The 24197-nt window shown below is 42.2% G+C and carries 27 protein-coding genes and 2 tRNA genes; 17 read left to right on the forward strand and 12 right to left on the reverse strand.

The genetic code is table 11. The features are described from left to right. Window positions 1-51 precede the first annotated feature (51 nt). Genes AXK38_02535 through AXK38_02565 form a run of 7 tightly spaced genes read left to right on the forward strand, consistent with a single transcriptional unit; the run spans window position 52 to window position 6311 of the window. Window positions 52-1413, forward strand: a complete 1362-nt coding sequence (locus tag AXK38_02535) for an anthranilate synthase (protein AMH88197.1) — start codon at window positions 52-54, stop codon at window positions 1411-1413. Then, entirely contained in the window at window positions 1410-1976 is a 567-nt protein-coding gene (locus AXK38_02540; protein AMH88198.1) for an anthranilate synthase subunit II, read from the forward strand. Before AXK38_02535 ends, AXK38_02540 begins: the two co-directional genes overlap by 4 nt. Before the next feature lie 10 nt (window positions 1977-1986). Then, window positions 1987-2991: an anthranilate phosphoribosyltransferase gene (locus AXK38_02545; protein AMH88199.1), complete on the forward strand. Its 1005-nt coding sequence runs from the start codon at window positions 1987-1989 to the stop codon at window positions 2989-2991. Beyond that, window positions 2988-3755 (forward strand): indole-3-glycerol phosphate synthase, encoded by a 768-nt coding sequence (locus tag AXK38_02550; GenBank protein ID AMH88200.1) that lies wholly within the window; start codon window positions 2988-2990, stop codon window positions 3753-3755. The genes AXK38_02545 and AXK38_02550 overlap by 4 nt, the downstream gene beginning before the upstream one ends. Next, complete coding sequence (locus AXK38_02555) at window positions 3742-4341, forward strand: N-(5'-phosphoribosyl)anthranilate isomerase (protein AMH88201.1); 600 nt, start codon at window positions 3742-3744, stop codon at window positions 4339-4341. Before AXK38_02550 ends, AXK38_02555 begins: the two co-directional genes overlap by 14 nt. Further along, window positions 4319-5542: a tryptophan synthase subunit beta gene (locus tag AXK38_02560; GenBank protein AMH88202.1), complete on the forward strand. Its 1224-nt coding sequence runs from the start codon at window positions 4319-4321 to the stop codon at window positions 5540-5542. Before AXK38_02555 ends, AXK38_02560 begins: the two co-directional genes overlap by 23 nt. Further along, the gene (locus AXK38_02565; GenBank protein AMH88203.1) at window positions 5535-6311 is read left to right on the forward strand and encodes a tryptophan synthase subunit alpha; all 777 of its coding nucleotides are present in this window, start codon (window positions 5535-5537) and stop codon (window positions 6309-6311) included. Before AXK38_02560 ends, AXK38_02565 begins: the two co-directional genes overlap by 8 nt. Here AXK38_02565 and AXK38_02570 read toward each other — a convergent pair. Next, window positions 6283-6942, reverse strand: a complete 660-nt coding sequence (locus AXK38_02570; GenBank protein AMH88204.1) for a peptidase — start codon at window positions 6940-6942, stop codon at window positions 6283-6285. The two genes, AXK38_02565 and AXK38_02570, sit on opposite strands and share 29 nt — an antisense overlap. A gap of 69 nt (window positions 6943-7011) precedes the next feature. Between AXK38_02570 and AXK38_02575 the strand changes: the two genes are divergently transcribed. Beyond that, window positions 7012-7467: a GNAT family acetyltransferase gene (locus AXK38_02575; GenBank protein ID AMH88205.1), complete on the forward strand. Its 456-nt coding sequence runs from the start codon at window positions 7012-7014 to the stop codon at window positions 7465-7467. Between the two features lie 48 nt (window positions 7468-7515). Here the strand turns inward: AXK38_02575 and AXK38_02580 are convergent, their stop codons facing one another. Next, window positions 7516-8661, reverse strand: a complete 1146-nt coding sequence (locus tag AXK38_02580) for a low temperature requirement protein (GenBank protein ID AMH88206.1) — start codon at window positions 8659-8661, stop codon at window positions 7516-7518. 801 nt (window positions 8662-9462) lie between these two features. Between AXK38_02580 and AXK38_02585 the strand changes: the two genes are divergently transcribed. Continuing rightward, on the forward strand, window positions 9463-10752 hold the full coding sequence (locus AXK38_02585; GenBank protein AMH88207.1) for a hypothetical protein: 1290 nt from the start codon (window positions 9463-9465) through the stop codon (window positions 10750-10752). Window positions 10753-10761: 9 nt separating this feature from the next. Next, complete coding sequence (locus tag AXK38_02590; protein ID AMH88208.1) at window positions 10762-11850, forward strand: hypothetical protein; 1089 nt, start codon at window positions 10762-10764, stop codon at window positions 11848-11850. A gap of 137 nt (window positions 11851-11987) precedes the next feature. On the opposite strand, the gene AXK38_02595 is transcribed toward AXK38_02590, so the two are convergent. From AXK38_02595 to AXK38_02610, 4 genes are all read right to left on the reverse strand, one after another. Further along, window positions 11988-12060: transfer RNA gene (locus AXK38_02595), tRNA-Lys, on the reverse strand. A gap of 62 nt (window positions 12061-12122) precedes the next feature. Continuing rightward, a complete protein-coding gene (locus tag AXK38_02600) occupies window positions 12123-12638 on the reverse strand; it encodes a hypothetical protein (GenBank protein AMH88209.1) in 516 nt (171 codons plus the stop codon). 359 nt (window positions 12639-12997) lie between these two features. Then, window positions 12998-13070: transfer RNA gene (locus tag AXK38_02605), tRNA-Lys, on the reverse strand. A gap of 264 nt (window positions 13071-13334) precedes the next feature. Then, window positions 13335-14606: a recombinase RarA gene (locus AXK38_02610; protein AMH88210.1), complete on the reverse strand. Its 1272-nt coding sequence runs from the start codon at window positions 14604-14606 to the stop codon at window positions 13335-13337. 116 nt (window positions 14607-14722) lie between these two features. Here AXK38_02610 and AXK38_02615 point away from each other — a divergent pair, with 116 nt between their 5' ends. The 7 genes from AXK38_02615 (at window position 14723) to AXK38_02645 (ending at window position 20898) form a co-directional block, all read left to right on the forward strand. After that, window positions 14723-15193 carry a hypothetical protein gene (locus AXK38_02615; GenBank protein AMH88211.1) on the forward strand — a complete coding sequence of 157 codons (471 nt, stop codon included), beginning with the start codon at window positions 14723-14725 and terminating at the stop codon, window positions 15191-15193. Window positions 15194-15202: 9 nt separating this feature from the next. Then, window positions 15203-15631 carry a DNA mismatch repair protein MutT gene (locus AXK38_02620; protein ID AMH88212.1) on the forward strand — a complete coding sequence of 143 codons (429 nt, stop codon included), beginning with the start codon at window positions 15203-15205 and terminating at the stop codon, window positions 15629-15631. 137 nt (window positions 15632-15768) lie between these two features. Then, window positions 15769-16719, forward strand: a complete 951-nt coding sequence (locus AXK38_02625) for a ribosomal protein L11 methyltransferase (GenBank protein ID AMH89607.1) — start codon at window positions 15769-15771, stop codon at window positions 16717-16719. A gap of 1 nt (window position 16720) precedes the next feature. Continuing rightward, complete coding sequence (locus AXK38_02630; protein AMH88213.1) at window positions 16721-17464, forward strand: 16S rRNA methyltransferase; 744 nt, start codon at window positions 16721-16723, stop codon at window positions 17462-17464. Between the two features lie 10 nt (window positions 17465-17474). Then, window positions 17475-19271 (forward strand): oligoendopeptidase F, encoded by a 1797-nt coding sequence (locus AXK38_02635; GenBank protein ID AMH88214.1) that lies wholly within the window; start codon window positions 17475-17477, stop codon window positions 19269-19271. A gap of 28 nt (window positions 19272-19299) precedes the next feature. Continuing rightward, on the forward strand, window positions 19300-20082 hold the full coding sequence (locus AXK38_02640) for a deoxyribonuclease (GenBank protein ID AMH88215.1): 783 nt from the start codon (window positions 19300-19302) through the stop codon (window positions 20080-20082). Between the two features lie 156 nt (window positions 20083-20238). Beyond that, the gene (locus AXK38_02645; protein AMH88216.1) at window positions 20239-20898 is read left to right on the forward strand and encodes an aquaporin; all 660 of its coding nucleotides are present in this window, start codon (window positions 20239-20241) and stop codon (window positions 20896-20898) included. A 217-nt stretch (window positions 20899-21115) separates the two neighbouring features. Here the strand turns inward: AXK38_02645 and AXK38_02650 are convergent, their stop codons facing one another. The 6 genes from AXK38_02650 to AXK38_02675 form a co-directional block, all read right to left on the reverse strand. Further along, complete coding sequence (locus AXK38_02650; GenBank protein AMH88217.1) at window positions 21116-21607, reverse strand: 7-cyano-7-deazaguanine reductase; 492 nt, start codon at window positions 21605-21607, stop codon at window positions 21116-21118. An 18-nt stretch (window positions 21608-21625) separates the two neighbouring features. Next, window positions 21626-22342 (reverse strand): 7-carboxy-7-deazaguanine synthase, encoded by a 717-nt coding sequence (locus AXK38_02655; GenBank protein AMH88218.1) that lies wholly within the window; start codon window positions 22340-22342, stop codon window positions 21626-21628. Then, a complete protein-coding gene (locus tag AXK38_02660) occupies window positions 22335-22778 on the reverse strand; it encodes a 6-pyruvoyl tetrahydrobiopterin synthase (protein ID AMH88219.1) in 444 nt (147 codons plus the stop codon). The genes AXK38_02655 and AXK38_02660 overlap by 8 nt, the downstream gene beginning before the upstream one ends. Further along, the gene (locus AXK38_02665) at window positions 22778-23431 is read right to left on the reverse strand and encodes a 7-cyano-7-deazaguanine synthase (GenBank protein AMH88220.1); all 654 of its coding nucleotides are present in this window, start codon (window positions 23429-23431) and stop codon (window positions 22778-22780) included. Before AXK38_02665 ends, AXK38_02660 begins: the two co-directional genes overlap by 1 nt. 201 nt (window positions 23432-23632) lie before the next feature. After that, complete coding sequence (locus AXK38_02670) at window positions 23633-23947, reverse strand: thioredoxin (protein AMH88221.1); 315 nt, start codon at window positions 23945-23947, stop codon at window positions 23633-23635. Between the two features lie 15 nt (window positions 23948-23962). Beyond that, a complete protein-coding gene (locus AXK38_02675; protein AMH88222.1) occupies window positions 23963-24184 on the reverse strand; it encodes a DUF4649 domain-containing protein in 222 nt (73 codons plus the stop codon). Between the last annotated feature and the right edge of the window lie 13 nt (window positions 24185-24197).

Genomic DNA, 24197 nt, shown 5'->3' on the forward strand with positions numbered 1-24197 from the left:
TTTTTCATACAGTCGCCGCGGACTAGAAGTAGAACTGAAAGGGAAATTACAATGGAACGAATCATTCATGGAGATGTCTTATCACCAATCTTGGCTTATATGCGCCTACAGGGGCAACACAAGGTTATCTTAGAGAGTATTCCGAGAGACAAGGAAACAGCTCGTTTTTCTATCTTAGCCTATAATCCAGTTTTTGAGATTAAGTTTGAAAATGGAGTTCTTTATCAAAATGGTCAAGTGATTGATCAGGATCCCTTAGATTTCCTTTATGAAGTGACTCATAAGAGCCAGCACCATTTAGATCTACCTTTTGGTGGTGGGGCTATTGGCTTTGTCGGTTACGATATGATTTCGCTCTATGAAGAAATTGGTCAAATCCCTGAGGATACAATTGGGACGCCGGACATGCATTTCTTTGTTTATGAGAGCTACATGGTCTTTGACCACAAGAAGGAAAAAATCCATGTCATCGAGGATGCCCTTTACAGTGAGCGTAGTCAAGAAGACTTGGAAAAAGCCTTGAACCAAGTGCTTGAGGAATTACGCATCCCTGCTCCAAATGAATTTGAAGACTTGGATTTATCTCCGCTGGACTTCAAACCCCATATTGCTCCTCAGAAGTTTGAGGAAATGGTGGAAACCGCTCGTGATTTGATTCGTAATGGAGATATGTTCCAATGCGTGCTCAGTCAGCGCTTCTCAGCAGAAGTTACTGGAAATCCATTTGACTTCTACAGAAATCTCCGCGTGACTAATCCTTCTAATTACCTTTATTTCTATGATTTTGGTGATTATCAAATCATCGGTGCCAGTCCAGAAAGTTTGGTTTCTGTCAAAAATGGCATCGTAACAACCAATCCGATTGCAGGTACGCGACCAAGAGGAGCTACGGATGAAGAAGACAAGGATTTGGCGACAGACCTGCTTTCTGATGAGAAGGAAACAGCAGAGCATCGAATGTTAGTAGACTTGGGTCGTAATGATATTGGTCGCATCTCTGAAACGGCCAGTGTCCAAGTCACCAAGTATATGGAAGTGGAGCTCTTCCGCTATGTTATGCATTTGACCAGTGTGGTCAAGGGACGTTTGCTTCCAGAACTCACTGCCATGGATGCCTTGAAAGCAACACTTCCTGCTGGAACAGTTTCAGGAGCACCAAAGATTCGAGCGATGAGACGCATCTATGAACTGGAAACAGAAAAACGGGGCGTATACGCAGGAGCAATTGGCTACTTGTCTGCGACGGGCGATATGGATTTTGCCATTGCCATCCGAACTATGATTCTCAAAAATCAAACAGCCTATGTTCAGGCTGGGGCAGGGATTGTCTACGACTCTATCGCCCAAAACGAATACCAAGAAACCATTAACAAAGCAAAATCTATGACTAGAATTGGAGAACTAAGACCATGATTTTATTGATTGACAACTATGATTCTTTTACCTATAACTTGGCCCAATACATTGGGAACTTTGCAGAAGTACAGGTCTTGAGAAATGATGATCCCAAGCTGTATGAAGAAGCTGAAAAAGCAGATGGTCTGGTCTTTTCTCCTGGTCCTGGTTGGCCAGTTGATGCTGGAAAGATGGAAGACATGATTCGTGACTTTGCTGGCAAGAAACCGATTTTAGGGATTTGTTTGGGCCACCAAGCCATCGCAGAAGTCTTTGGTGGCAAGTTAGGTTTGGCACCAAAAGTCATGCATGGGAAACAGAGCAATATCAGCTTTGAAGCCCCATCTGTTTTGTATCAAGGCATTGAGGATGGCCGTGCAGTCATGCGTTACCACAGTATTTTGATTGAAGAAATGCCAGAAGACTTTGAAGTGACAGCTCGTTCGACTGATGACCAAGCCATCATGGGGATTCAACATAAAAACCTACCGATTTATGGTTTCCAGTACCATCCAGAGAGTATCGGAACGCCAGATGGCTTGTCTTCTATTCGAAATTTTATCGAGAAGGTTGTAAAGTGAGGAAACTAGGATGAAAGAGATTATTGAAAAACTAGCAAAATTTGAAAATTTATCAGGTGTGGAAATGACGGATGTCATCGAGCGTATCGTAACTGGGCGTGTAACGGAGGCGCAGATTGCTTCTCTCCTCTTAGCTCTTAAGATGAAGGGGGAAACACCTGAAGAACGCACAGCCATTGCCCAAGTCATGAGAGGACATGCCCAACACATTCCAACTGAGATTCATGATGCCATGGACAACTGTGGTACAGGTGGGGACAAGTCTTTCAGCTTTAACATTTCGACGACTGCAGCCTTTGTCTTGGCTGGTGGTGGTGTTCACATGGCAAAACACGGTAACCGCTCGATTTCTTCTAAATCTGGTTCTGCAGATGTCCTCGAAGCCTTGGGCATCAATCTTGACCTCAAACCAGCTGAACTAGGTAAGGTCTTTGATAAAACTGGAATCGTCTTTCTCTTCGCTAAAAATATGCACCCAGCCATGAAATACATCATGCCAGCTCGTTTGGAACTAGGAATTCCAACGATCATGAACTTGACTGGTCCCCTGATTCACCCAATGGCTTTGGAAACACAGCTTCTTGGAATTAGTCGTCCAGAACTTCTAGAAAGTACAGCTCAGGTTTTGAAAAATATGGGTCGCAAACGTGCCATCGTTGTTGCTGGACCAGAAGGATTGGACGAAGCTGGTTTGAATGGAACAACCAAAATTGCACTTCTTGAAAATGGCGAAATCACCTTATTAAGCTTTACTCCGGAGGATTTAGGGATGGAGCGCTACGCTATCGAAGATATTCGTGGAGGCAATGCTCAGGAAAATGCAGAAATTTTGCTCAGCGTTCTTAAAAATGAACCAAGTCCATTCTTGGAAACTACAGTTTTAAATGCTGGTCTTGGTTTCTATGCTAATGGTAAGGTAGATAATATCAAGGATGGAGTTGCCTTAGCTCGTAAAGTCATTGCTAGTGGCAAGGCCCTTGAAAAACTCAGACTGTTACAGGAGTACCAAAAATGAGTCAGGAATTTTTAGCACGAATTTTGGAGCAAAAGGCGCGTGAGGTTGAGCAGATGGAGCTGGAGGAAATCCAGCCCCTGCGCCAGACCTATCGCTTGGCTGACTATCTAAAACAACATCAAGACCGCTTGCAGGTAATCGCTGAGGTCAAGAAAGCTAGCCCTAGTTTGGGAGATATCAATCTCGATGTGGATATTGTGCAACAGGCCCAGACTTATGAAGCGAACGGAGCAGTGATGATTTCAGTTCTGACAGATGAAGTTTTCTTTAAAGGACATTTGGATTATCTACGGGAGATTTCCAGTCAGGTACAGATTCCGACGCTTAACAAGGACTTTATTATCGATGAAAAGCAAATTATCCGCGCTCGCAATGCAGGTGCAACAGTTATCTTGCTCATCGTGGCAGCCTTGTCCGAAGAACGCCTCAAGGAACTTTATGACTATGCGACAGAGCTTGGTCTGGAAGTCTTGGTGGAAACTCATAATCTAGCTGAACTAGAAGTGGCTCACAGACTTGGTGCCCAGATTATCGGGGTCAATAACCGCAACTTGACCACCTTTGAAGTTGACTTGCAGACCAGTGTAGACTTGGCCCAGCACTTTGAGGAAGGTCGCTATTACATTTCTGAATCTGCCATTTTCACAGGGCAGGATGCGGAACGAGTAGCACCATACTTTAACGGAATTTTAGTTGGGACAGCTCTCATGCAGGCAGAAGATGTAGCCCAGAGAATAAAGGAGTTGCAGATTGACAAAGGTTAAGATTTGTGGACTATCGACCACAGAAGTGGTAGAGACAGCCGTATCAGTAGGGGCAGACTACATCGGTTTTGTCTTTGCACCTAGTAAAAGACAGGTGACCTTGGATCAGGCTGCTGAGCTGGCAAAGCATATTCATGCAGGTGTCAAAAAGGTTGGTGTATTTGTTTCACCAAGTCGGGAAGAACTGCTAGAAGCGATTGACAAAGTTGGCTTGGACTTGGTTCAAGTTCACGGTCAGGTGGCAGATGATTTGTTTGAGAATTTGCCTTGTGCCAGTATTCAGGCTGTGCAGGTGGATGGAGAGGGTCATGTGCCCAATTCTCAGGCAGACTATCTACTCTTTGATGCCCCTGTGGCAGGGAGTGGCCAGACCTTTGACTGGGGACAACTGGATACGACAGAATTAACTCAGCCCTTCTTTATCGCAGGTGGGCTTAATGAAGACAATGTAGTAAAAGCAATTCAACACTTTACTCCCTATGCAGTCGATGTATCAAGCGGAGTGGAGACAGACGGACAAAAAGATCATGAAAAGATTAGAAGATTTATAGAGAGGGTAAAGCATGGCATATCAGGAACCAAATAAAGATGGATTTTACGGAAAATTCGGCGGACGTTTTGTCCCAGAAACATTGATGACAGCAGTTTTGGAGTTGGAGAAGGCCTACCGTGAAAGTCAGGCTGACCCAAGTTTCCAAGAGGAATTAAACCAACTTTTGCGCCAGTATGTGGGACGTGAAACTCCTCTTTACTACGCAAAAAACTTGACCCAGCATATCGGCGGAGCCAAGATTTATCTCAAACGTGAAGACCTTAACCATACAGGGGCCCACAAGATTAACAATGCCTTGGGACAAGTTCTTCTGGCTAAACGTATGGGTAAAAAGAAAATTATCGCAGAAACAGGTGCTGGTCAGCACGGTGTGGCAACTGCAACTGCTGCGGCCCTCTTTAACATGGAATGTACTATCTACATGGGTGAGGAAGATGTCAAACGCCAAGCCCTCAATGTCTTCCGTATGGAGCTTTTGGGAGCCAAGGTTGAGGCAGTGACAGACGGTTCGCGCGTGCTCAAGGACGCTGTTAATGCAGCCCTTCGTTCATGGGTAGCTAACATCGATGATACTCACTATATCCTTGGTTCTGCCTTGGGGCCTCATCCTTTCCCAGAAATTGTTCGTGATTTCCAAAGTGTCATCGGTAGAGAAGCTAAACAACAGTACCGTGACTTGACAGGTCAAGATTTGCCAGATGCCCTAGTAGCCTGTGTTGGTGGTGGTTCTAATGCTATCGGCCTCTTCCATCCCTTTGTAGAAGATGAGTCTGTAGCCATGTATGGGGCTGAAGCGGCTGGACTTGGTGTGGATACAGAGCACCATGCAGCTACCTTGACCAAGGGTCGTCCTGGTGTCCTTCACGGTTCCCTCATGGATGTGCTCCAAGATGCCCATGGGCAAATTCTTGAAGCCTTCTCTATTTCAGCAGGCTTGGACTATCCTGGTATCGGTCCAGAACATTCTCACTACTACGATATTAAACGTGCCAGCTATGTCCCTGTGACAGACGAAGAAGCCTTGGAGGGATTCCAACTCTTGTCTCGCGTGGAAGGGATTATCCCAGCCTTGGAATCTAGCCATGCTATCGCCTTTGCGGTGAAATTGGCCAAAGAACTCGGTCCAAACAAGTCCATGATTGTCTGCCTATCAGGTCGTGGGGACAAGGATGTGGTTCAAGTCAAGGACCGCTTGGAAGCAGATGCAGCAAAGAAGGGAGAAGCTCATGCCTAAGACACTAACAGAAAAATTGAACGCTATTAAAGCAGCTGGAAAAGGAATTTTCGTTCCCTATATCATGGCTGGAGACCATGAGAAAGGTTTGGATGGACTCGGAGAAACAATTCACTTTTTAGAAGATTTGGGTGTTTCGGCTATTGAAGTTGGTATTCCCTTTTCAGACCCTGTTGCAGATGGACCTGTTATCGAAGAAGCTGGCTTGCGCAGTTTAGCCCACGGGACCTCTACCCAGGCTTTGGTTGAAACATTGAAAACCATTGAAACAGAGGTTCCACTTGTCATCATGACCTACTTCAACCCCCTCTTTCAGTACGGTGTGGAGAACTTTGTCAAAGATTTGGCAGATACAGCGGTTAAGGGCTTGATCATTCCAGACCTTCCTCATGAGCATGCCAATTTTGTGGAGCCTTATTTGGCAGATACAGACATCGCTTTGATTCCTCTAGTTAGTTTGACGACAGGAATTGAACGCCAGAAAGAATTAATTAAAGGGGCAGAAGGATTTGTCTATGCCGTTGCTATTAATGGAGTGACAGGGAAATCAGGTAATTACCGTGCAGACTTGGACAAGCACTTGGCACAATTGCATCAAGTGGCCGATATCCCAGTCTTGACAGGTTTTGGTGTATCTAGTCAAGCCGATGTTGAACGCTTCAATGCGGTATCAGATGGTGTTATCGTTGGTTCGAAAATTGTAAAAGCTCTCCATCAAGGAGAGCCAATTCAGGACTTTATCAAACAAGCAGTAGCTTACCAAAAATAATCACACAAGCAGCAAGTAAGAGGAAAGGCACAAAAGGAAGTCTTTCCTTTTTCTTTTGCAGGAGAAAGGCTAGAATCCCCGTCGCAGAAGCAAACTGAATCAAGATGAGTAATTCGGTTACGCTAAAGATAAGAGAACAAGAAGCTAAAAAGAGAAAATCCCCTGCTCCCAAGCGGATATCGATAAAATGAGCCACAATTCCAAGGACAAGGAAGAAGACCATGACTAGATTCCAGCCAGAGGAAGCCATGAGGATTAGGTGGAAAGTCATCCAGACCAGTAAGGGATATTCCTGATGGCGAAAGTCGTAGATGCCCAAGGTCAAGCCAGCAGTTATGAGGATGACTTGTCCCAAGGAAAGGAAGCCCCAAGAGTAAGATAGAAAGAGGAGACCTAAGCCTAGTTCCAAAAGGGCATACCAGACAGGATAAGGAGCCTTGCAGTAACGACAGCGAAAGCGATTAAAAACCTGCGAGAGAATAGGAATCAAATCTAAGGGACGCAAGCGATTCTGACAGGAATCGCAGTGACTAGCAGGTTGGATAATGGATTGTTCTGGAAAACGGTCAATGACCAAACCAAGAAAGGAAGCGAGAATGCTCCCGACAAGAAAAAAATAAAAATCAATCATACTTATCTATTCGTAAAAAATGGAAGAAGTAGTATAATGGAGAAACATAGATAAGATGGGGAGGAAAAGATGACAATTCGTTTTGAAGAAAAGGTGAGTATAGAAAACGCTCAATTTGTATGCCAATGGTCCAACTCCCTTGGCAAAGTCTTTCAAGAACAATGGATGGGACCAAAGATTCCTTTTCCCTTGACAATTCAAGTCTTGCAAGATTTGGAAGGAATCTTTTCTATCTTTGATGGACCAGAGTTTGTGGGTCTTATCCAGAAAATCAGGCTAGAAGACAAGAATCTTCATATCGGGAGATTTTTTATCAATCCCCAGAAACAAGGGCAAGGATTAGGTAGCCAGGCTTTAAGGAAATTTGTTAGTTTGGCCTTTGAAAATGCAGATATAGATAGTATTTCTCTAAATGTCTTCGAGGCAAATCAAGCAGCCCAGCACCTTTATCAAAAAGAAGGATTTGAAATCGTTCAAATGGTTGAAGAACCTGAAAGGAAATACGTTATGAGAAAGGGTAGATAGAAAGTAAAAAAGCCTTGGTTCCCAAAGCTTTTTAATGTTATAAACTCATTAAAATAACTCCCAGTTAGATTTGGAATATTTTTTATTCTGTGTCATATAAAAATAAATAAAATGAATGGCTATAGCTAGAGCTAAAATGGTTGTTATACTCACTACTATTATAGGATTAGAAGCAAAGATTAAAGAGAGAATAAAGGCAGCCAGATAGAGTGTCGCTTGGACACAGTAGTAACTTTTCGAATAGCGAAGATAGTGTTTGTTATAGGGCCCATTTACTAGGACAGCAGCTTGAAAGAGGCCAAATCCGATATAAGAGAAGCTGGTTGCAAAGAGACGATTAGCTTCAGGATTCTGAAGAAAACTCATCGATACAGTCATCATCATAAGTCCAATGAAAATAGGATAGTGACTGTAAATTAGAAATAGTCCCTTTTGATTAGATTTTTCATCAATAGCATGGTCGAATTGACCAAAATAAAACAAGAACAGAGAAATCATAATAATGAGATAAAGAACCGAATAAATCGAGAAATTCTCGATTGTAAAGAAGTTAGCTAGATTCGTAATCATCTCTCCAAACGTAATAATGACAAGAAGGGAGATGCGCTCGATTAAATGGGGGAGATTTACCTGGTAATGCTTATCTTTATTAAGCAAGATACTTGGCATAATAAAGACAAACAGAATACTAGCAAAGAAGATATAGACTCTAACGTAAATAGGAAGAAGAGCTGCTAGATAGACTCCTAAACTTCCTAGACCTGTTATCCATAGAAAATCTTTGATACTTTCCCGTTCAACATCATCGGTTGATTTTCTAAAAAATTCAACCAAATATTGAAAAAATAAGGTAAGGGTTAATGTACCAATAGCCCAACAGAGATAATGAAAATATTGTTGCCAATCAGGTCCAATCATATTGGCTATAAAGAGTAAAAGTCCCATTTTGATAAACATGATTACCATGTTAAATAAAGAGTTCTTTCCATAGCGATTGGTATAATCGGTTTGAATCATCCAGGAATCGATGAGAACCAAAATAGCAATGAAAAAATCAAGGAAAGAATTCCAAGTCAAAATACCGTTATGAAGATGGTCGATTAAAGTAGTTACTTTTGAAATTGCAAAAACAAAAACTAAGTCATAAAAAAGTTCTGAAAATTCTACACGTTTATGTTTAATAAGAGTTGTCATCTTAAGACCTTTCTATTTTAGAAGTACAATTTATTATAACAGAAAATGGTAATGAGAGAAAAGGAGATGCTTAAATAACTTTATGTGGCGCTAATGAACTGCGCCACAAAAGTTAGGTTTTTTCTGTCCAACTTTTGGGGTCAGTACAGAAGGGGTGTTTTTTCTATCGTTTTTAGTGCTAAGACTACACAAAAAAGCCTTGATTCCAAGGCTTTTTCCTGTTGATTTAGATGCCCCCTACAGGGATTTGGAAAGGACTTTCATATTGAGAGCAATTAAAAATATTGAAATATAAGTGATTTTAGGTATTTTCAATGTCATGATTTAAAAATGGGACAAAAGTGGGGCAAAAACCATACAGATTCTAAACTGTATGGTTCTTTTTTTATCTAACCAAGAAAGGTTAAAACTTATTAAAACACATGCAATCAACTGTTGAAAACTTTTTAGTCCGTGTAATATAAAAACAAGTAAAAAGTTGAACTATAGGGAATATTGTGTCATAATAGGTAATAGATGAATAATTAATAGATTGGAAATAATGCTTTCTTACCTTAACAAGTTGAATTGGTTATACATTTTTTCGTCGCAATTGTGTCTATCTCTCGAGTTTAGCTAGTTTTTATAAGCTCTGGTTTCTAATCAATATAACAAATTTTAGAAGTGCATAAGACAAGATGGTGACATTACTACAGTCATTTCTAGTCACCATATGTTGCTGGCACAGGCTGTTTGTAGTGTTGGCTATTTACTAGTCAGTTTAATCGGAGTGTTTAATTTTTATTGTTGAAAGGTTTTTATATGGCGAAAATTCTATCTTTAGGTCTGACAGGTAAGAAATTACTTGCTCAGGGGTTCTTGTTTGTTCTGCTAGGTCTTATCTTGATGGTCACGGGGACTTGGTTGCCAGTAAAGGTTATTCGACTGGTTCTGTTTTTAGCTTGGATAGCAACGGTCGTAGATTTGCTATTAAGAGTTTTCAAAAAAAGCCAGTCAACGGATACCTTGGGAGTTGCACTGGTTAAATTGTTAGTGCTGGGATATTTGCTAGGTTCTAATCTTGCGACTGATGTGCCGATTTATATTTTGGCTCTTGTGATTGGAGTTTATCAGATTTTTCATGCTAGTATTAACCTTGTCACCTATGTTCTCTACCGCAAAAACAAAATTCGACCTCGTTTTCGTCTCTTACTAGATGGACTCGTACTAGTTTTTCTTGGTGGGACTAGTCTTTTGTCCTCTACAGGAAATTCTGTCTTTCAACTCTTTGTATTAGGGGCTTATTTTTTCCTTTATGGTGTGTCCAATATCCGTGATGGTTTCTTGTTTGAGGAGGAAATTGGGAAAAACCATCTCAAACGTCGTGTAAGAATGAGCTTACCTATTGTCCTAGCCGCTCTCATCCCTGCAAGAACTTTAGCAAAAATTAACAAATTTATGCTGGAAAATGCTGATGAGGAAGAAGATATCCATCTTGGAATAGTGAAGTCTGGTAAGACAGCAGAGCTAGAAATTTTTGTTCATACAGCTGAGACCTCTCTGTTTTCGGCAATTGGTCATGTGGATATCTGCTATCAAGGCCGTGTTATTTCTTATGGCAACTATGATCCGTCTTCTGAGACCTTATTTGGCATGGTAGGAGATGGTGTCTTATATTTCTGTGATCGTGACAAGTACATTGACCTATGTAAACGTGAGAGTCAAAAAACGCTTTTTGGTTATGGGATAGATTTGACGCCTGAAATGGAAAAAGCAGTTCAGAAAAAGTTGGCTGAATTGAAACAACTGACGATTCCATGGGAGCCAAGTGCAGATAAAATCATGACAGGTGATGGTAAGGAAGACTACACCTACGCTTATAAAATCAGACATGAGACAGATGGGGAACTTTATAAATTTATCAAATCTAAGTTTAAATCCTACTTTGTCTTATCTACAAACTGTGTGCTCTTGGCTGATACCATAGTCGGTCAGGCTGGCACCGATATCCTCTCACCCAAAGGATTTATCGCTCCAGGAACTTACCAAGCCTACCTTAATCGAGAGTTTGAAAAACCAAATAGTATAGTCGTATCTAAACATGTTTATTAAGGAGAATTTATGAACTTAGTAAAAAAATACACCCCGTTAATACTTTTTATAGGGCTGGTTGCTCTTGTAATTCTGAATGCATCGAGCTTTATATCAGGAGCAATCTCTCTCTTTGATGTAATATCAACCTTGATTTATGGTGCTGTTATTGCTTTTGTGCTTAATGTTCCTATGAAAAAAATTGAACAGTACTTAGTTAAATTGAAGGTAAAGGCAGAGTTGCGTCGTCCGATTGCCATGGTACTTGTTTTCCTAGCTCTTATCTTAATCGTGATTGCTCTTTTGGTTTTGGTGCTGCCAACCCTAGCCCAGACTATTAGTCAGCTGGGAACAGTCCTTTCAACAGTCCTTACTCAACTTGGGAAATTGCTAGGCAGCTCGGAATTTGTAACCAAAGACATGTTGTCAACTATCGTATCAGGCATACAGGGACAATCTAGTTCTATTAGCCAAGCTTTGATAGGTTTTTTATCAGGTCTGACTAGTAATATCGGCAATATTTTTTCAAGTTTGATGAATGCCTTTTTGATTATAGTCTTCACCTTTTCATTTTTATCCAGTAAGGAACATTTGGCAGCGATGACGAGTCGACTTCTAAAAGTTTTTCTTCCAGAGAAGGTGGTGATAAAGTTGACTTACATTGGACAAGTAGCACTAGAGACTTATGACCAATTTTTGATGAGTCAGCTGATTGAAGCAGTTATCATAGGAGTTATGATAGCGGTTGGTTACAGCGTGTTTGGACTACCCTATGGAGTAATGACAGGTATCTTTGCAGGAGTGCTATCGTTCATTCCTTATGTAGGGCCTATGATTGCTTGTGTTGTGGGAGCGATTTTTATCTTCACAGTGAGTCCTACTCAAGCCTTACTTTCTCTTCTTCTATATCAAGTTATACAGCTGATTGAAGGAAACCTTATTTATCCTAGAGTTGTAGGTCAGTCTATTGGTTTGCCAGCTATTTTCACGCTTGCGGCTGCTAGTATTGGAGGCAATCTCTTTGGCTTACTTGGGATGATATTCTTTACCCCCGTATTTGCTGTTATCTATCGACTGGTTAAAGAATTTGTCGTTGCAAAGGAAAATCAGGTAGATTAAGAAAAACTAAATTTAATAAGATATACTGAGAAGAGAGTGAGAGATTCTCTTCTCTTTTATTTTTAAATACTTTTCTACAAAAAGCTATTGGACGTCAAAAAAGTCTTGGTTTCAAGGCTTATTCCTGTTGATTTAGATGCCCCCTGCAGGGCTCGAACCTGCGCCCCATAGATTAAGAGTCTACTGCTCTACCAACTGAGCTAAGGAGGCAACAGAAAAAGCTGAGAATGTAACTTCCCAGCTATTTTAATATGCCCAAAATGGCAACTAGATTATTTACGAAAGGCCTCAATAATGTAGGTGAAGCCAGTAACTAAAAATGAAAAGGCAATGACATAAACGACAAAGACACCTGTAGCCACTGGATTGAACAGAATCACTAGACCTAGTAAAAATACAAGCAAGGCTACCCACATGATATGGTTGCCAATAATAGGGAAAATCAATCCCAGACGATTGCCTTTAAAGAAAACTATAATGGCTTCTACAATTAACCAAATTCCTAAAATAGTTGGAATGACAACTGGCAGCGTCACAAAGCCATAAGCAACGAGGTAAAGAGCTAAGAGAAGACTAACAAACCCTTGGAAAAGATAAACAGGTGAGCGAAGCTCTTTTGGTGCAGAGAAATAGCCTAAAAGAGCTGCTATAGAAGAAACCAGTAAATCAAATGCAATCCACCAGCTGTAAGCAACAAGATTAGCTACTGGGTGTGTAAATAGGAAAAGTCCTAAAAGGACAAAAACAACTCCTGCAAGGAATAGCAGTAAACGATTAGAAAATTTCATTTCAATACCCCCTATATAGTATAGTATAGTATAGTTTGATAATAAAAATATTATACACCTTTTTAGAGGAAATATCAATAAACAAAATGGAAAATTTGGAAGTTTCAGTCTGATTTATGAAAAGAAAATCAGTTTTTATTATTTTGAAAATAAAAAGAGAAGATAAAATTTGTCTTCTCTACATGAAAATATTGTATGGAATCAAAGCAAAAGTAACTGGCTTTACACTATTTGTAAAGATGTAATTTGATTCAAAAAGAAAAGATAGATTTAAAATGTGGGACAAATGATGGGGTAAATCAGTTATAGACAAGCAAAAAAAGCCTTGATTTACAAGGCTTTTTCCTGTTGTATTTAGATGCCCCCTACAGGGATCGAACCTGTGACCCACGGATTAAGAGTCCGCTGCTCTGCCAGCTGAGCTAAGGAGGCAAAGAAAAAAGCTGTATTGGTGCCGAAACTTCACGGTTTGTATTGAACCCGCGCAATTAAGCAGGTGGGCAACTCGCTCTAACTGAAGCTGTTTCCGTGTGAGACGGCCTACATGCTGTTAGAAGACTTTTGTTTCCCTAATAATACAAAAAATAGTCGGTCAACACTTAAGTGTGAAGTCGTACACCACAGCGTTTCTATGTTTATATGATACCACTTTTTCAAAAAAAATCAAGAGGAAAGTGCAATTTTTTGAAAAGGATTTCAGATTTTTCGCAAACGGTCGATAGCTTCCTTTCTTTGAGCCAAAGCCCGTTCATATTTACCAGTATCTTCTGCTTGGAAATAGTGATGATTACGAATTTTTTCTGGCAGATAGTCTTGTTTAATCCAATTTCCAGGATAGTTGTGAGGATAGAGATAGTCTTGGGCATTCCCCAGTTCCTTGCTTCCGCTGTAGTGCCCATCACGCAGGTGTCGCGGAATAGGCAAGTGCCCTGATGTTTTGAGGTCGGCAAGTGCCTTGTCTATAGCTACATAGGCTGAGTTGGATTTTGGAGAAAGGGCTAAATCAATCACGATATTGGCAATGAGAATGCGGGCTTCTGGGAACCCAATCTTCTGGGCAGCATCCAGAGCAGTCACGGTGTGAATCTGGGCTTCAGGATTGGCCAAACCGATATCTTCATAAGCGATAACGGTCAAGCGACGAGCGAGACTAGGCAAATCTCCAGCCTCAATCAAGCGGGCAGCATAGTGAAGACTAGCATCCACATCTGAGCCACGGATGGACTTTTGCAGGGCTGAAAGCACATCGTAGTGTCCATCTCCATCCTTATCCATGGTAATGTAGCTCCGCTGCAGGCTATTTTCCATAATGTCGAGAGTGATATGGCGGATGCCCTCGTCATTCTCAGGGGTAGAGAGAACAGCCAAATCCAGTGAGTTGAAGGCAGAGCGAAGGTCTCCGTTTGTAGAGGTTGCGATGAAATCCAGCGCATCCTCATCTAGTTCTACTGGAAAATCAAAACCACGTTCAGGGTTACTTAGAGCTATCTGAAGAGCCTCTTTGACGTCTTGGTTAGACAGAGGTTCCAACTCAAAAATTTGAACACGGCTACGAATGGCAGGAGTGACAGAAAAGAAAGGATTTTCAGTCGTAGCCCCAATCATGATGACCAGACCACTTTCCAAGAGAGGCAAGAGGAAGTCTTGCTTGGTTTTATCTAGTCTATGAATCTCGTCTAGTAATAGGACGAGACCACCAGAGAATTTCGCCTCTTCAGCTATTTCTTGGAGTCTTTTTTTACTATCAACTGTCGCATTGAAAGTTCGAAAGGCATACTTGGTCGTCCCAGCGATGGCAGAGGCAATACTGGTTTTGCCGATTCCAGGAGGTCCATAAAGAATCATGGAGGACAGGCGGTTGGCTTCCACCATGCGACGAATGATTTTTCCAGTCCCGACCAGATGTTCCTGACCAATGACCTGGTCGATGGTTTTAGGGCGCATGCGAAGCGCGAGATTGTCTGGCATAGCAGTCCTTTCTAACGTGGATTTTCTGATGTATATGTGGTAAGATGGTAGTATCTATTTTAGCATATTTCCGAGCAATCGGGGCGATTTAAGAGTCGCATAGGAAAGAGGACAAAATGGCAACTTACGGATTTTTAGATGTTTTAGAGGAAGAGTTGGAGAAGAACTTTCCCTTTGACTTTGAGATTAGTTGGGACAAACGCAACCACGCAGTTGAAGTGAGTTTTCTATTGGAAGCACAAAACGCTGCAGGTGTGGAGATGGTGGGTGAAGATGGAGAGGTTTCATCAGATGACATTCTCTTTGAAGAAGCAGTGCTTTTTTACAATCCAGCCAAATCAACAGTCAATGAGGAAGACTATTTGACTGTCATCCCTTACTTGCCTAAAAAAGGATTTTCTCGCGAATTTTTAGCTTATTTTGCGCTATTCCTTAAAGATACTGCCGAGGTTGGACTAGATGCCCTCATGGACTTTTTGGAAGACCCAGAAGCAGAAGAATTTGTCATGGAATGGAACCAAGAAGTCTTTGAAGAAGGAAAAGTCGGCTTGGAAGAGGGAGAGTTTTATCCTTATCCGAGATACTAGGAGTTTGACATGGAAATAGAGATTTCTGATTTCACAGGCTGTAAGATTGCTTTGTTTTGTGGGGATAAGCTCTTGACTATCTTACGCGATGATAAGGCAAGCATTCCCTGGCCCAATATGTGGGAACTTCCAGGCGGTGGACGTGAAGGTGATGAAAGTCCTTTTGAGTGCGTGGCGCGTGAGGTTTATGAAGAACTGGAAATTCATTTGACTGAGGATTGTCTGCTTTGGAGTAAGGTTTATCCAAGTATGCTTTTTGCGGATAAACAATCTGTATTTCTAGTCGGTCAGTTAACACAGAACCAGTTTGACAGCATCGTATTTGGAGATGAGGGACAGGGTTATCAGTTAATGAATGTTGAGGAGTTTCTTAGTTCCAGTCAAGTTGTACCTCAGTTGCAAGAGAGATTAAAAGATTATTTAAAAGTAAGTGATTAGAAAGGATGGTTCAGTTACATTTCTAAACTGAACCCGCCCTAAACACGGTGCCAAAAAGATAAACTTCTCTTAGACACAAGCGTCTTCAGAGAAGTTTCTATTTTGGCTTTGTGTTTTACGGGCTTGGTATCTTAAATATGGAAACATGGCAAGAGTTAAAAGTTACAGTCAAGCGTGAGGGAGAGGAGTTGGTTTCCAATCTCTTGATTGAGTTGGGAGCGCAAGGTGTTGCAATCGAAGACAGCATGGACTATGTGGGAAATGTTGACCGCTTTGGCGAGATATTCCCAGAGGTTGAGCAGCAAGAAGAGATCGTAGTGACTGCCTACTATCCTGATACGGTGGATGTAGCAGTGGTTGAGGCAGATTTACAGGCTCGCTTAGCAGAGTTGACAGATTTTATGGATTTGGGAGAGGTCAAGATGGGGACAACTGCCTTGGCTGAGGAAGATTGGGCTGACAACTGGAAGAAATACTATGAGCCAGCTCGTATTACTCATGATTTGACCATCGTGCCGTCTTGGACAGACTATGAGGCGACTGCGGGAGAAAAGATTATCAAGCTAGATCCAGGCATGGCCTTTGGGACTGGGACGCATCCAACCACTAAGATGAGCCTTTTTGCCTTGGAGCAGGTCCTTCGTGGTGGGGAAACGGTGCTAGATGTGGGGACTGGTTCAGGGGTTCTCTCTATTGCCAGCTCGCTGCTTGGTGCCAAAGAAATTTTTGCCTATGACTTGGATGATGTGGCGGTTCGAGTCGCTCAGGAAAATATTGAACTCAACCCTGGTATGGAAAACATCCATGTAGCAGCAGGAGACTTGCTTAAGGGTATTGAGATTGAGGCAGATGTCATCGTGGCTAATATCTTGGCGGATATTCTTATTCATCTGACAGACGATGCTTATCGTTTGGTTAAGGACGAAGGCTACCTGATTATGAGTGGGATTATCAAGGACAAGTGGGACATGGTGCGCGAATCGGCTGAGTCAGCTGGATTTTTCCTTGAAACCCACATGATTCAAGGGGAATGGAATGCCTGTGTTTTCAAGAAGACCAAGGATATTTCTGGTGTGATTGGAGGCTAGCATGCAGCAGTATTTTGTCAAAGGCAGTACAGTCTCTCCTGTCACCATCGAGGATAAGGAAACCAGCAAGCATATGTTTCAGGTCATGCGCTTGAAAGAAGATGATGAAGTGACCTTGGTCTTTGATGATGGCATCAAGCGCTTGGCGCGTGTGCTGGATGTGGAAAGTCGTCAGTTTGAGTTGGTTCAAGAATTAGCCGACAATGTGGAACTGCCCGTCCAAGTTACCATCGCATCAGGATTTCCCAAGGGAGACAAGCTGGAGTTTATTACTCAAAAAGTAACCGAACTGGGTGCTAGCCAAATCTGGGCCTTTCCTGCCGATTGGTCGGTGGCCAAATGGGATGGCAAGAAATTGGGTAAAAAGGTTGAAAGACTCGAAAAAATTGCCCTTGGAGCAGCAGAGCAAAGCAAGCGTAATATCGTTCCAAGTATTCAGCTTTTTGAAAGGAAAGCAGACTTTCTAGCCCAATTTGACCAGTTTGACCGCATCGTAGTGGCTTATGAAGAGTCGGCTAAAGAAGGAGAAGCCGCTGCACTTTTACAAGCAGTTAGTGGCCTTGAAAAAGGAGCTAAATTGCTCTTTATCTTTGGCCCAGAAGGTGGCCTGTCACCTGCGGAAGTCGAAAGTTTTGAAGCTAAGGGAGCAGTCTTAGCAGGACTTGGACCTCGAATCTTACGAGCAGAAACAGCGCCACTTTACGCCTTATCAGCCCTTAGTGTTTTATTAGAATTAGAGAAATAAGAGGAAGAAAATGGAACAAAAACATCGTTCAGAATTTCCAGAGAAGGAACTTTGGGATTTAACAGCCCTATATCAAGACCGAGAGGATTTCTTGCGTGCAATCGAGAAGGCTCGCGAAGACATCAATCAATTTAGCCGTGACTACAAGGGCAATCTGCATACTTTTGAAGATTTCGAGAAGGCCTTTGCGGAATTGGAACAAATCTACATTCAGATGAGCCATATTGGAAACTATGGTTTTATGCCTCAGACGACAGACTACAGCAATGAAGAATTTGCCAATATTGCCCAAGCTGGGATGGAATTTGAAACAGATGCTAGCGTAGCTCTTACCTTCTTTGACGATGCCTTGGTAGCAGCAGAAGAGGATGTTTTGGACCGTTTGGGTGAATTGCCACATTTGACTGCAGCCATTCGTCAGGCAAAAATCAAAAAAGCCCACTATCTCGGAGCTGATGTGGAGAAGGCCTTGACCAATCTCGGTGAAGTTTTTTACAGTCCGCAGGATATTTATACTAAGATGCGAGCTGGGGACTTTGAAATGGCTGACTTTGAAGCTCATGGCAAGACCTACAAGAACAGCTTTGTGACCTATGAGAACTTCTACCAGAACCATGAAGATGCTGAAATTCGTGAGAAATCCTTCCGTTCCTTCTCAGAGGGGCTTCGTAAGCACCAAAATACGGCTGCGGCAGCCTATTTAGCCCAAGTCAAGTCGGAAAAACTCTTGGCAGATATGAAGGGTTATGATTCAGTGTTCGACTATCTTTTAGCTGAGCAAGAAGTAGATCGTGCCATGTTTGATCGCCAAATTGACCTTATCATGAAGGATTTTGCGCCAGTTGCTCAGAGATATCTTAAGCATGTTGCCAAGGTGAATGGTCTTGAAAAGATGACCTTTGCTGACTGGAAATTGGATTTGGATAGCGCCCTGAATCCTGAAGTGACTATTGACGATGCCTATGACTTGGTCTTGAAGTCGGTAGAACCTTTGGGGCAAGAATATTGTCAGGAAGTGGCTCGCTATCAAGAAGAGCGCTGGGTGGATTTTGCTGCTAATAGTGGCAAGGATTCTGGCGGTTATGCGGCGGATCCATATCGCGTACACCCATATGTCCTTATGAGCTGGACAGGTCGTTTGAGCGATGTCTATACCTTGATTCATGAGATTGGGCATTCTGGTCAATTCATCTTTTCAGATAATCATCAAAGCTACTTTAATGCCCACATGTCGACCTACTATGTTGAAGCGCCGTCAACTTTCAATGAATTGCTTCTCAGTGATTACTTGGAGCACCAATCTGACGACCCTCGTCAAAAACGCTTTGCTCTGGCTCACCGCTTGACAGACACCTACTTCCATAACTTTATTACCCACCTCTTGGAAGCAGCCTTCCAGCGTAAGGTTTATACACTGATTGAAGAAGGAGAAACCTTTGGGGCAAGCAAGCTCAACAGCATTATGAAGGAAGTATTGACAGATTTTTGGGGAGATGCCATTGAAATTGACGACGATGCGGCCTTGACTTGGATGCGCCAAGCTCACTATTACATGGGCTTGTATAGTTACACTTACTCAGCAGGACTTGTGATCTCGACTGCAGGTTACCTCCATCTTAAAAACTCAGAAACTGGAGCTGAAGACTGGCTCAATCTCCTTAAATCAGGTGGTAGCAAGACACCACTTGAGTCAGCTATGATTATCGGAGCAGATATCTCTACAGATAAACCACTCCGTGATACCATCCAATTCTTGTCTGACACAGTTGACCAGATTATCGCCTACAGTGCCCAGTTGGGAGAGTAAAGATTGGACAGAGTTTTAGGAGAATAATATGAATAGAATCAAAGAATGGCTAGAGCAAGATCCCAAAAGAATGCTTTTTATCAAAATTGGTCTAGTTTTGTTGGGAATCATTTTATTGATTGCTCTACCTACTCTCTATCTTGTTTTGAGTGGAGTCGGTATTTGGTATTTTGTAAAGAAAGCACCAGATATTCGAAAAAGAAATTTAATGATAGGGCTTTTCATTGTTAGTTTTGTTGCAGTTGCTCTTCAAACCCCAACAGTCACAAAGAAAACTTCATCTTCTCAGTCAGAAACTAAGCAGACTGTGACATCTACTGCTTCGACATCTTTAACGACGGATACTTCATCTAGCATAGAGGAGGCGAAACGAATCGAAGACGAGAAAAAAGCTAAAGAAAAAGCAGAAGAAGAGAGAATTGCCAAAGAAAAAGCTGCAAATGAGTTGCAAGAAAAAGGTGAAGACTTAGTCAAACAATTGGAAGAAAGTCAAGATGCGAGTCAAGTGAAGTCTGCCAAAGAAACAGTTAATCAGATTGAAAATAACGATAAAAAGGCAGAATTGCTCGATAGGATAGGTGCGGTTGAATCATTAATTTCTCAAAAAGAAGAAGAGAAAAGAATTGCTCATGAAGCTGAGACTAAAGCCCAACAGCAAGATAGAATAGTCTATGTTGCAGACCATGGGAATGCGAAAGTTTATTGGTATAGTAAGGATAGAATGCCTTCAAAAACTAATAAAGCCAACGTTGTCGAGATGACAGAGGCAGATGCAATTGCTGCAGGAAAACGCCCATCTAAAAAAGAATAAGATAGTCATTTGCGGATGGCTTTTATATAATCATACTGAAATTACGTAAAAAATAGTTGTTTTATCCCTTTCCTTATATTTTCCAAACAATTTTCTTGAAACCCTTTCTTACTTTTGATAGACTAGTATCTAGTTTTTGAAAAAAGGAGAAAGAAAATGAAAAAATTTGTCGCTGAGTTAATCGGTACGTTCATGCTTGTGTTCATCGGAACAGGAGCTGTTGTTTTTGGAAATGGTCTTGGACATCTTGGAATTGCTTTTGCCTTTGGTTTGGCAATCGTAGTTGCAGCTTTCTCAATCGGAACTGTTTCAGGTGCTCACTTGAACCCAGCTGTTTCGATCGCTATGTTTGTAAACAAACGTTTGTCATCTTCTGAGCTTGTAAACTACATCCTTGGACAAGTTGTTGGAGCTTTCATCGCTTCTGGCGCTGTCTTCTTCCTCTTGGCAAATTCAGGGATGTCAACTGCAAGTCTTGGTGAAAATGCCTTGGCAAACGGAGTCACTGTCTTTGGTGGTTTCTTGTTTGAAGTCATCGCAACTTTCTTGTTTGTCTTGGTTATCATGACTGTGACATCAGCAAGCAAGGGCAATGGCGCGATTGCTGGTTTGGTAATCGGTTTGTCATTGATGGCTATGATCCTTGTTGGATTGAACATCACTGGACTTTCAGTTAACCCAGCACGTAGCTTGGCACCAGCTGTCTTGGTAGGTGGCGCAGCTCTTCAACAAGTATGGATTTTCATCCTTGCCCCAATCGTTGGTGGTGTTCTTGCAGCACTTGTTGCTAAAAACTGTCTTGGAACAGAAGAATAATTGAAACTCAAAAAGCCTTGCTCCTCATCTTGAGGAACAGGGCTTTTTCGTATGATACTCTTCGAAAATTTCTTCAAACCACGTCAGCTTCCATCTGCAACCTCAAAACAGTGTTTTGAGCTGATTTCGTTAGTTCTATCTACAACCTCAAAGCAGTGCTTTGGGCAACCTGCGGCTAGCTTCCTAGTTTGCTTTTTGATTTTCATTGAGTATGAGTTTAGCGGTTGTCAATTTTCTCTGGATAAAGGTCGTGTTGGAAGAGGCGTTGTTCTGCCAGGCCTTCATACTTGGTTCCAGGCTTACCGTAGTTGTAGTAAGGGTCGATTGAAATACCACCGCGAGGTGTAAATTTTCCCCAGACTTCTAAATAGCGAGGGTCTAGCAAGTTGACCAAGTCTTTCCCGATGGTATTGATACAGTTTTCGTGAAAATCCCCATGATTTCGGTAACTAAAGAGGTAGAGTTTGAGGGATTTTGACTCGACACAGAGCTTGTCAGGAATGTAGGAAATGTAAATGGTCGCAAAGTCTGGCTGAGCGGTAATAGGGCATAGTGAGGTAAATTCAGGACAGTTGAATTTGATGAAATAGTCATTTTCCACATGACGATTGTCAAAGGATTCGAGGACTTCTGGTTGATATTCGAAAATGTAGTTGGTTTCTTTGTTGCCTAGTAGGCTTAGGTTTTTCATTTCTTCTTGTTGTGACATGATTTTTTCTTTCTAATCTTAAACACCACGTTGGTTATCGTATAGGAGGGTATGCAGTTGAGGAAGGACGCGGACATTGCCCCAGCTATCGTCAGCAGCGACGCGTTCCCAGAGTTCTTTGAGGCGGTCCAGTTGATCTTGGACAATATTGCCTGTAGCCTTGGGCTCAGGATTTCCTGCTGATAAGAAGAGAACATCTGGTTGGTAGCGTTCTTGAATCCCTTTAGCAAAGGCTAGATCAACATCATCAAAGACAGGGATTTTAAAGGTGACCTTATCTGGATCTAATTGGGAAACGATAAAGTCCAAGGTCTCGAAGTTGACTTCCATCTTGGATGAGGGAGGTTTGGGGCTCAGAGTGACCTGGTCGATGTCTTTTAACCAATTTTGCCAGCGGGATCCTTGGGTCTCAACAGCAAGGGTGACACCACGTTCCTTGAGCTTGGTGACCAGTTCAGCCATGTTGGCTGCTAGGATAGCAGGATTTCCCCCAGATAGGGTGACGTAGTCGTAGCTCCCCAATTTATCCAAGGCAGCAATGACTTCATCAGCTGTCATACGAGTCGGTTTTTCAGAACCATCCCAAGTAAAGGCAGAGTCGCACCAGTCGCAGTGGTAGTCGCAACCAGCAGTGCGGACAAACATGGTTTTCTGCCCGATAGCACGACCTTCACCTTGAAAGGTTGGTCCAAAAATTTCCAGAATTGGTAGTTTGAGGACACGTTCCCTAGTCATCTAACCACTCCCGTCTAAACTCTGCAAAGGCAGTCGGAGTTTCATAAAGGCGAACGTATTCCAAACGGAGACCGCGTTCGTCGGGCAACTCTTGATTCATGGTTTGGAAAATCCAGTAAACCATATTTTCAGCAGTCGTGTTCATATAGGGCAGGGTTTCATTGAGATAGCGATGATCCAAATGGGGCTCTAAGTAGTTCTTGTAGATCGCTTTGATGTCTCCAAAATCGTAGGCCATGCCTCGTTCATCTAAAAATCCACTGACAGCGATTTGCAAATGGTAGGTGTGGCCGTGCAGGGACTTGCATTTTCCCTCGTAGTGAAAGAGGTGGTGGGCAGCATCAAAGGTAAATTCTTTTGATACCAAGGTTCTGTGAGGATTGTAGACAAGAGACTCCCCAGTTTCCTGTTTGATTTCTTTGGGTGCAAAAAACATTAGTCCTCTCCTTTCTGTGAGAGATAGACATCTAAACCATGCTGACGTAGGTGGCAGGCTGGGCAATCTCCACAGCCGCTTCCGATAATTCCGTTGTAGCAGGTTAAGGTCTTTTCACGAACATAGTCAAAGGCACCGAGTTGGTCAGCCAATTTCCAAGTTTCAGCCTTGTCTAGCCACATGAGAGGTGTTTGGATAACAAAGTCGTAATCCATGGCCAGGTTGAGAGTAACATTGAGAGATTTGACAAAGACATCTCGACAATCGGGGTAGCCTGAGAAGTCTGTCTCGCAGACACCTGTCACGATGTCTTTAATGCCCCGTTGCTTAGCAAGAACTGCTGCAAAGGATAGAAAGAGGTGGTTGCGACCATCAACGAAGGTATTGGGAACCTCCCCCTCTTTTTGCTCGATTTCCAAATCAGAGGTCAAGGCATTTTCAGTGATTTGCCCCAGAAGAGACATATCGAGGATATGATGGCGAATACCTTGTTCCTTAGCGATTTCTCTAGCAACTTGAATTTCGAGATGATGGCGTTGGCCATAGGCAAAGGTGACAGCTTCGACTGTTTCATAGTGTTTTTTGGCCCAAAAGAGGCAGGTTGTGGAATCTTGACCGCCACTAAAGACGACCAAGGCTGATTGACGTTTCATAGTACTCCTTCCAAAATGGGAAATGTTCAGAGCACGCAAAAAGCTCCCATGAGGGAGCTAAAAAATACCAAGTAGAGGTTTTTTTTAGCGATGGCATGTCCCAAACATCGTAATATTCTACCTACAGTCTAGCATATTTTTCGAAAAATGGCAAAGGGTAAGAAAAAAGAGACCAAAGCAAGTACTTGGTCTCTCGTTTGATTAGCTCAATTCAGCAACGATGGCCTTGATTTGTTCTGCTGTGTGAACACCAGCAACTTGTTTCACCACTTGGCCGTCTTTTTTGAAGAGAAGAGTTGGGATAGACATGATTCCAAAGGCACGAGCTGTGTTTGGATTTTCATCAACGTCCATTTTAACGATTTTCAAGACATCTTCTGAAAGTTCTTCAGACAATTTATCCAAGATTGGACCTTGCATACGACATGGACCACACCAAGTTGCCCAGAAGTCTACCAAGACCAAACCGTCTTTTGTTTCTTGTTCGAATGTTGCATCTGTAATTGCTTTTGCCATTGTATTTCTCCTTTTTTAGTTATATTGGCTTAAATCTTGTTTCATGAGATAGAAGAAGACATCTCCATAAGTCCCATGGTAGTCCAAATCATGACCCTTGTAAGTCAATTTTTGGACTGGGTAGTAGTCTGCGACGCCGATAAGGCAAGCTTGTTGTGAACGATCAAAATCTTCATAAGACTCGAAAGTCACAGTTCTTTCGTTCTTGCTGGCATCTAGATAGGTAATTTCAATCATTTTTAAAACTCCT

It is taken from the genome of Streptococcus mitis (assembly GCA_001560895.1).
Lineage (GTDB): Bacteria > Bacillota > Bacilli > Lactobacillales > Streptococcaceae > Streptococcus > Streptococcus mitis_Q.

Coding starts and splice junctions, on each gene's coding strand:
- AXK38_02655 (AMH88218.1), bottom strand. CDS start 22,342: ATGACTAGGGAACGTGTCCTCAAACTACCAATTCTGGAAATTTTTGGA.
- AXK38_02540 (AMH88198.1), top strand. CDS start 1,410: ATGATTTTATTGATTGACAACTATGATTCTTTTACCTATAACTTGGCC.
- AXK38_02560 (AMH88202.1), top strand. CDS start 4,319: ATGGCATATCAGGAACCAAATAAAGATGGATTTTACGGAAAATTCGGC.
- AXK38_02675 (AMH88222.1), bottom strand. CDS start 24,184: ATGATTGAAATTACCTATCTAGATGCCAGCAAGAACGAAAGAACTGTG.
- AXK38_02565 (AMH88203.1), top strand. CDS start 5,535: ATGCCTAAGACACTAACAGAAAAATTGAACGCTATTAAAGCAGCTGGA.
- AXK38_02575 (AMH88205.1), top strand. CDS start 7,012: ATGACAATTCGTTTTGAAGAAAAGGTGAGTATAGAAAACGCTCAATTT.
- AXK38_02665 (AMH88220.1), bottom strand. CDS start 23,431: ATGAAACGTCAATCAGCCTTGGTCGTCTTTAGTGGCGGTCAAGATTCC.
- AXK38_02620 (AMH88212.1), top strand. CDS start 15,203: ATGGAAATAGAGATTTCTGATTTCACAGGCTGTAAGATTGCTTTGTTT.
- AXK38_02660 (AMH88219.1), bottom strand. CDS start 22,778: ATGTTTTTTGCACCCAAAGAAATCAAACAGGAAACTGGGGAGTCTCTT.
- AXK38_02535 (AMH88197.1), top strand. CDS start 52: ATGGAACGAATCATTCATGGAGATGTCTTATCACCAATCTTGGCTTAT.
- AXK38_02635 (AMH88214.1), top strand. CDS start 17,475: ATGGAACAAAAACATCGTTCAGAATTTCCAGAGAAGGAACTTTGGGAT.
- AXK38_02615 (AMH88211.1), top strand. CDS start 14,723: ATGGCAACTTACGGATTTTTAGATGTTTTAGAGGAAGAGTTGGAGAAG.
- AXK38_02580 (AMH88206.1), bottom strand. CDS start 8,661: ATGACAACTCTTATTAAACATAAACGTGTAGAATTTTCAGAACTTTTT.
- AXK38_02640 (AMH88215.1), top strand. CDS start 19,300: ATGAATAGAATCAAAGAATGGCTAGAGCAAGATCCCAAAAGAATGCTT.
- AXK38_02630 (AMH88213.1), top strand. CDS start 16,721: ATGCAGCAGTATTTTGTCAAAGGCAGTACAGTCTCTCCTGTCACCATC.
- AXK38_02590 (AMH88208.1), top strand. CDS start 10,762: ATGAACTTAGTAAAAAAATACACCCCGTTAATACTTTTTATAGGGCTG.
- AXK38_02570 (AMH88204.1), bottom strand. CDS start 6,942: ATGATTGATTTTTATTTTTTTCTTGTCGGGAGCATTCTCGCTTCCTTT.
- AXK38_02625 (AMH89607.1), top strand. CDS start 15,769: ATGGAAACATGGCAAGAGTTAAAAGTTACAGTCAAGCGTGAGGGAGAG.
- AXK38_02670 (AMH88221.1), bottom strand. CDS start 23,947: ATGGCAAAAGCAATTACAGATGCAACATTCGAACAAGAAACAAAAGAC.
- AXK38_02600 (AMH88209.1), bottom strand. CDS start 12,638: ATGAAATTTTCTAATCGTTTACTGCTATTCCTTGCAGGAGTTGTTTTT.
- AXK38_02650 (AMH88217.1), bottom strand. CDS start 21,607: ATGTCACAACAAGAAGAAATGAAAAACCTAAGCCTACTAGGCAACAAA.
- AXK38_02645 (AMH88216.1), top strand. CDS start 20,239: ATGAAAAAATTTGTCGCTGAGTTAATCGGTACGTTCATGCTTGTGTTC.
- AXK38_02610 (AMH88210.1), bottom strand. CDS start 14,606: ATGCCAGACAATCTCGCGCTTCGCATGCGCCCTAAAACCATCGACCAG.
- AXK38_02585 (AMH88207.1), top strand. CDS start 9,463: ATGGCGAAAATTCTATCTTTAGGTCTGACAGGTAAGAAATTACTTGCT.
- AXK38_02545 (AMH88199.1), top strand. CDS start 1,987: ATGAAAGAGATTATTGAAAAACTAGCAAAATTTGAAAATTTATCAGGT.
- AXK38_02550 (AMH88200.1), top strand. CDS start 2,988: ATGAGTCAGGAATTTTTAGCACGAATTTTGGAGCAAAAGGCGCGTGAG.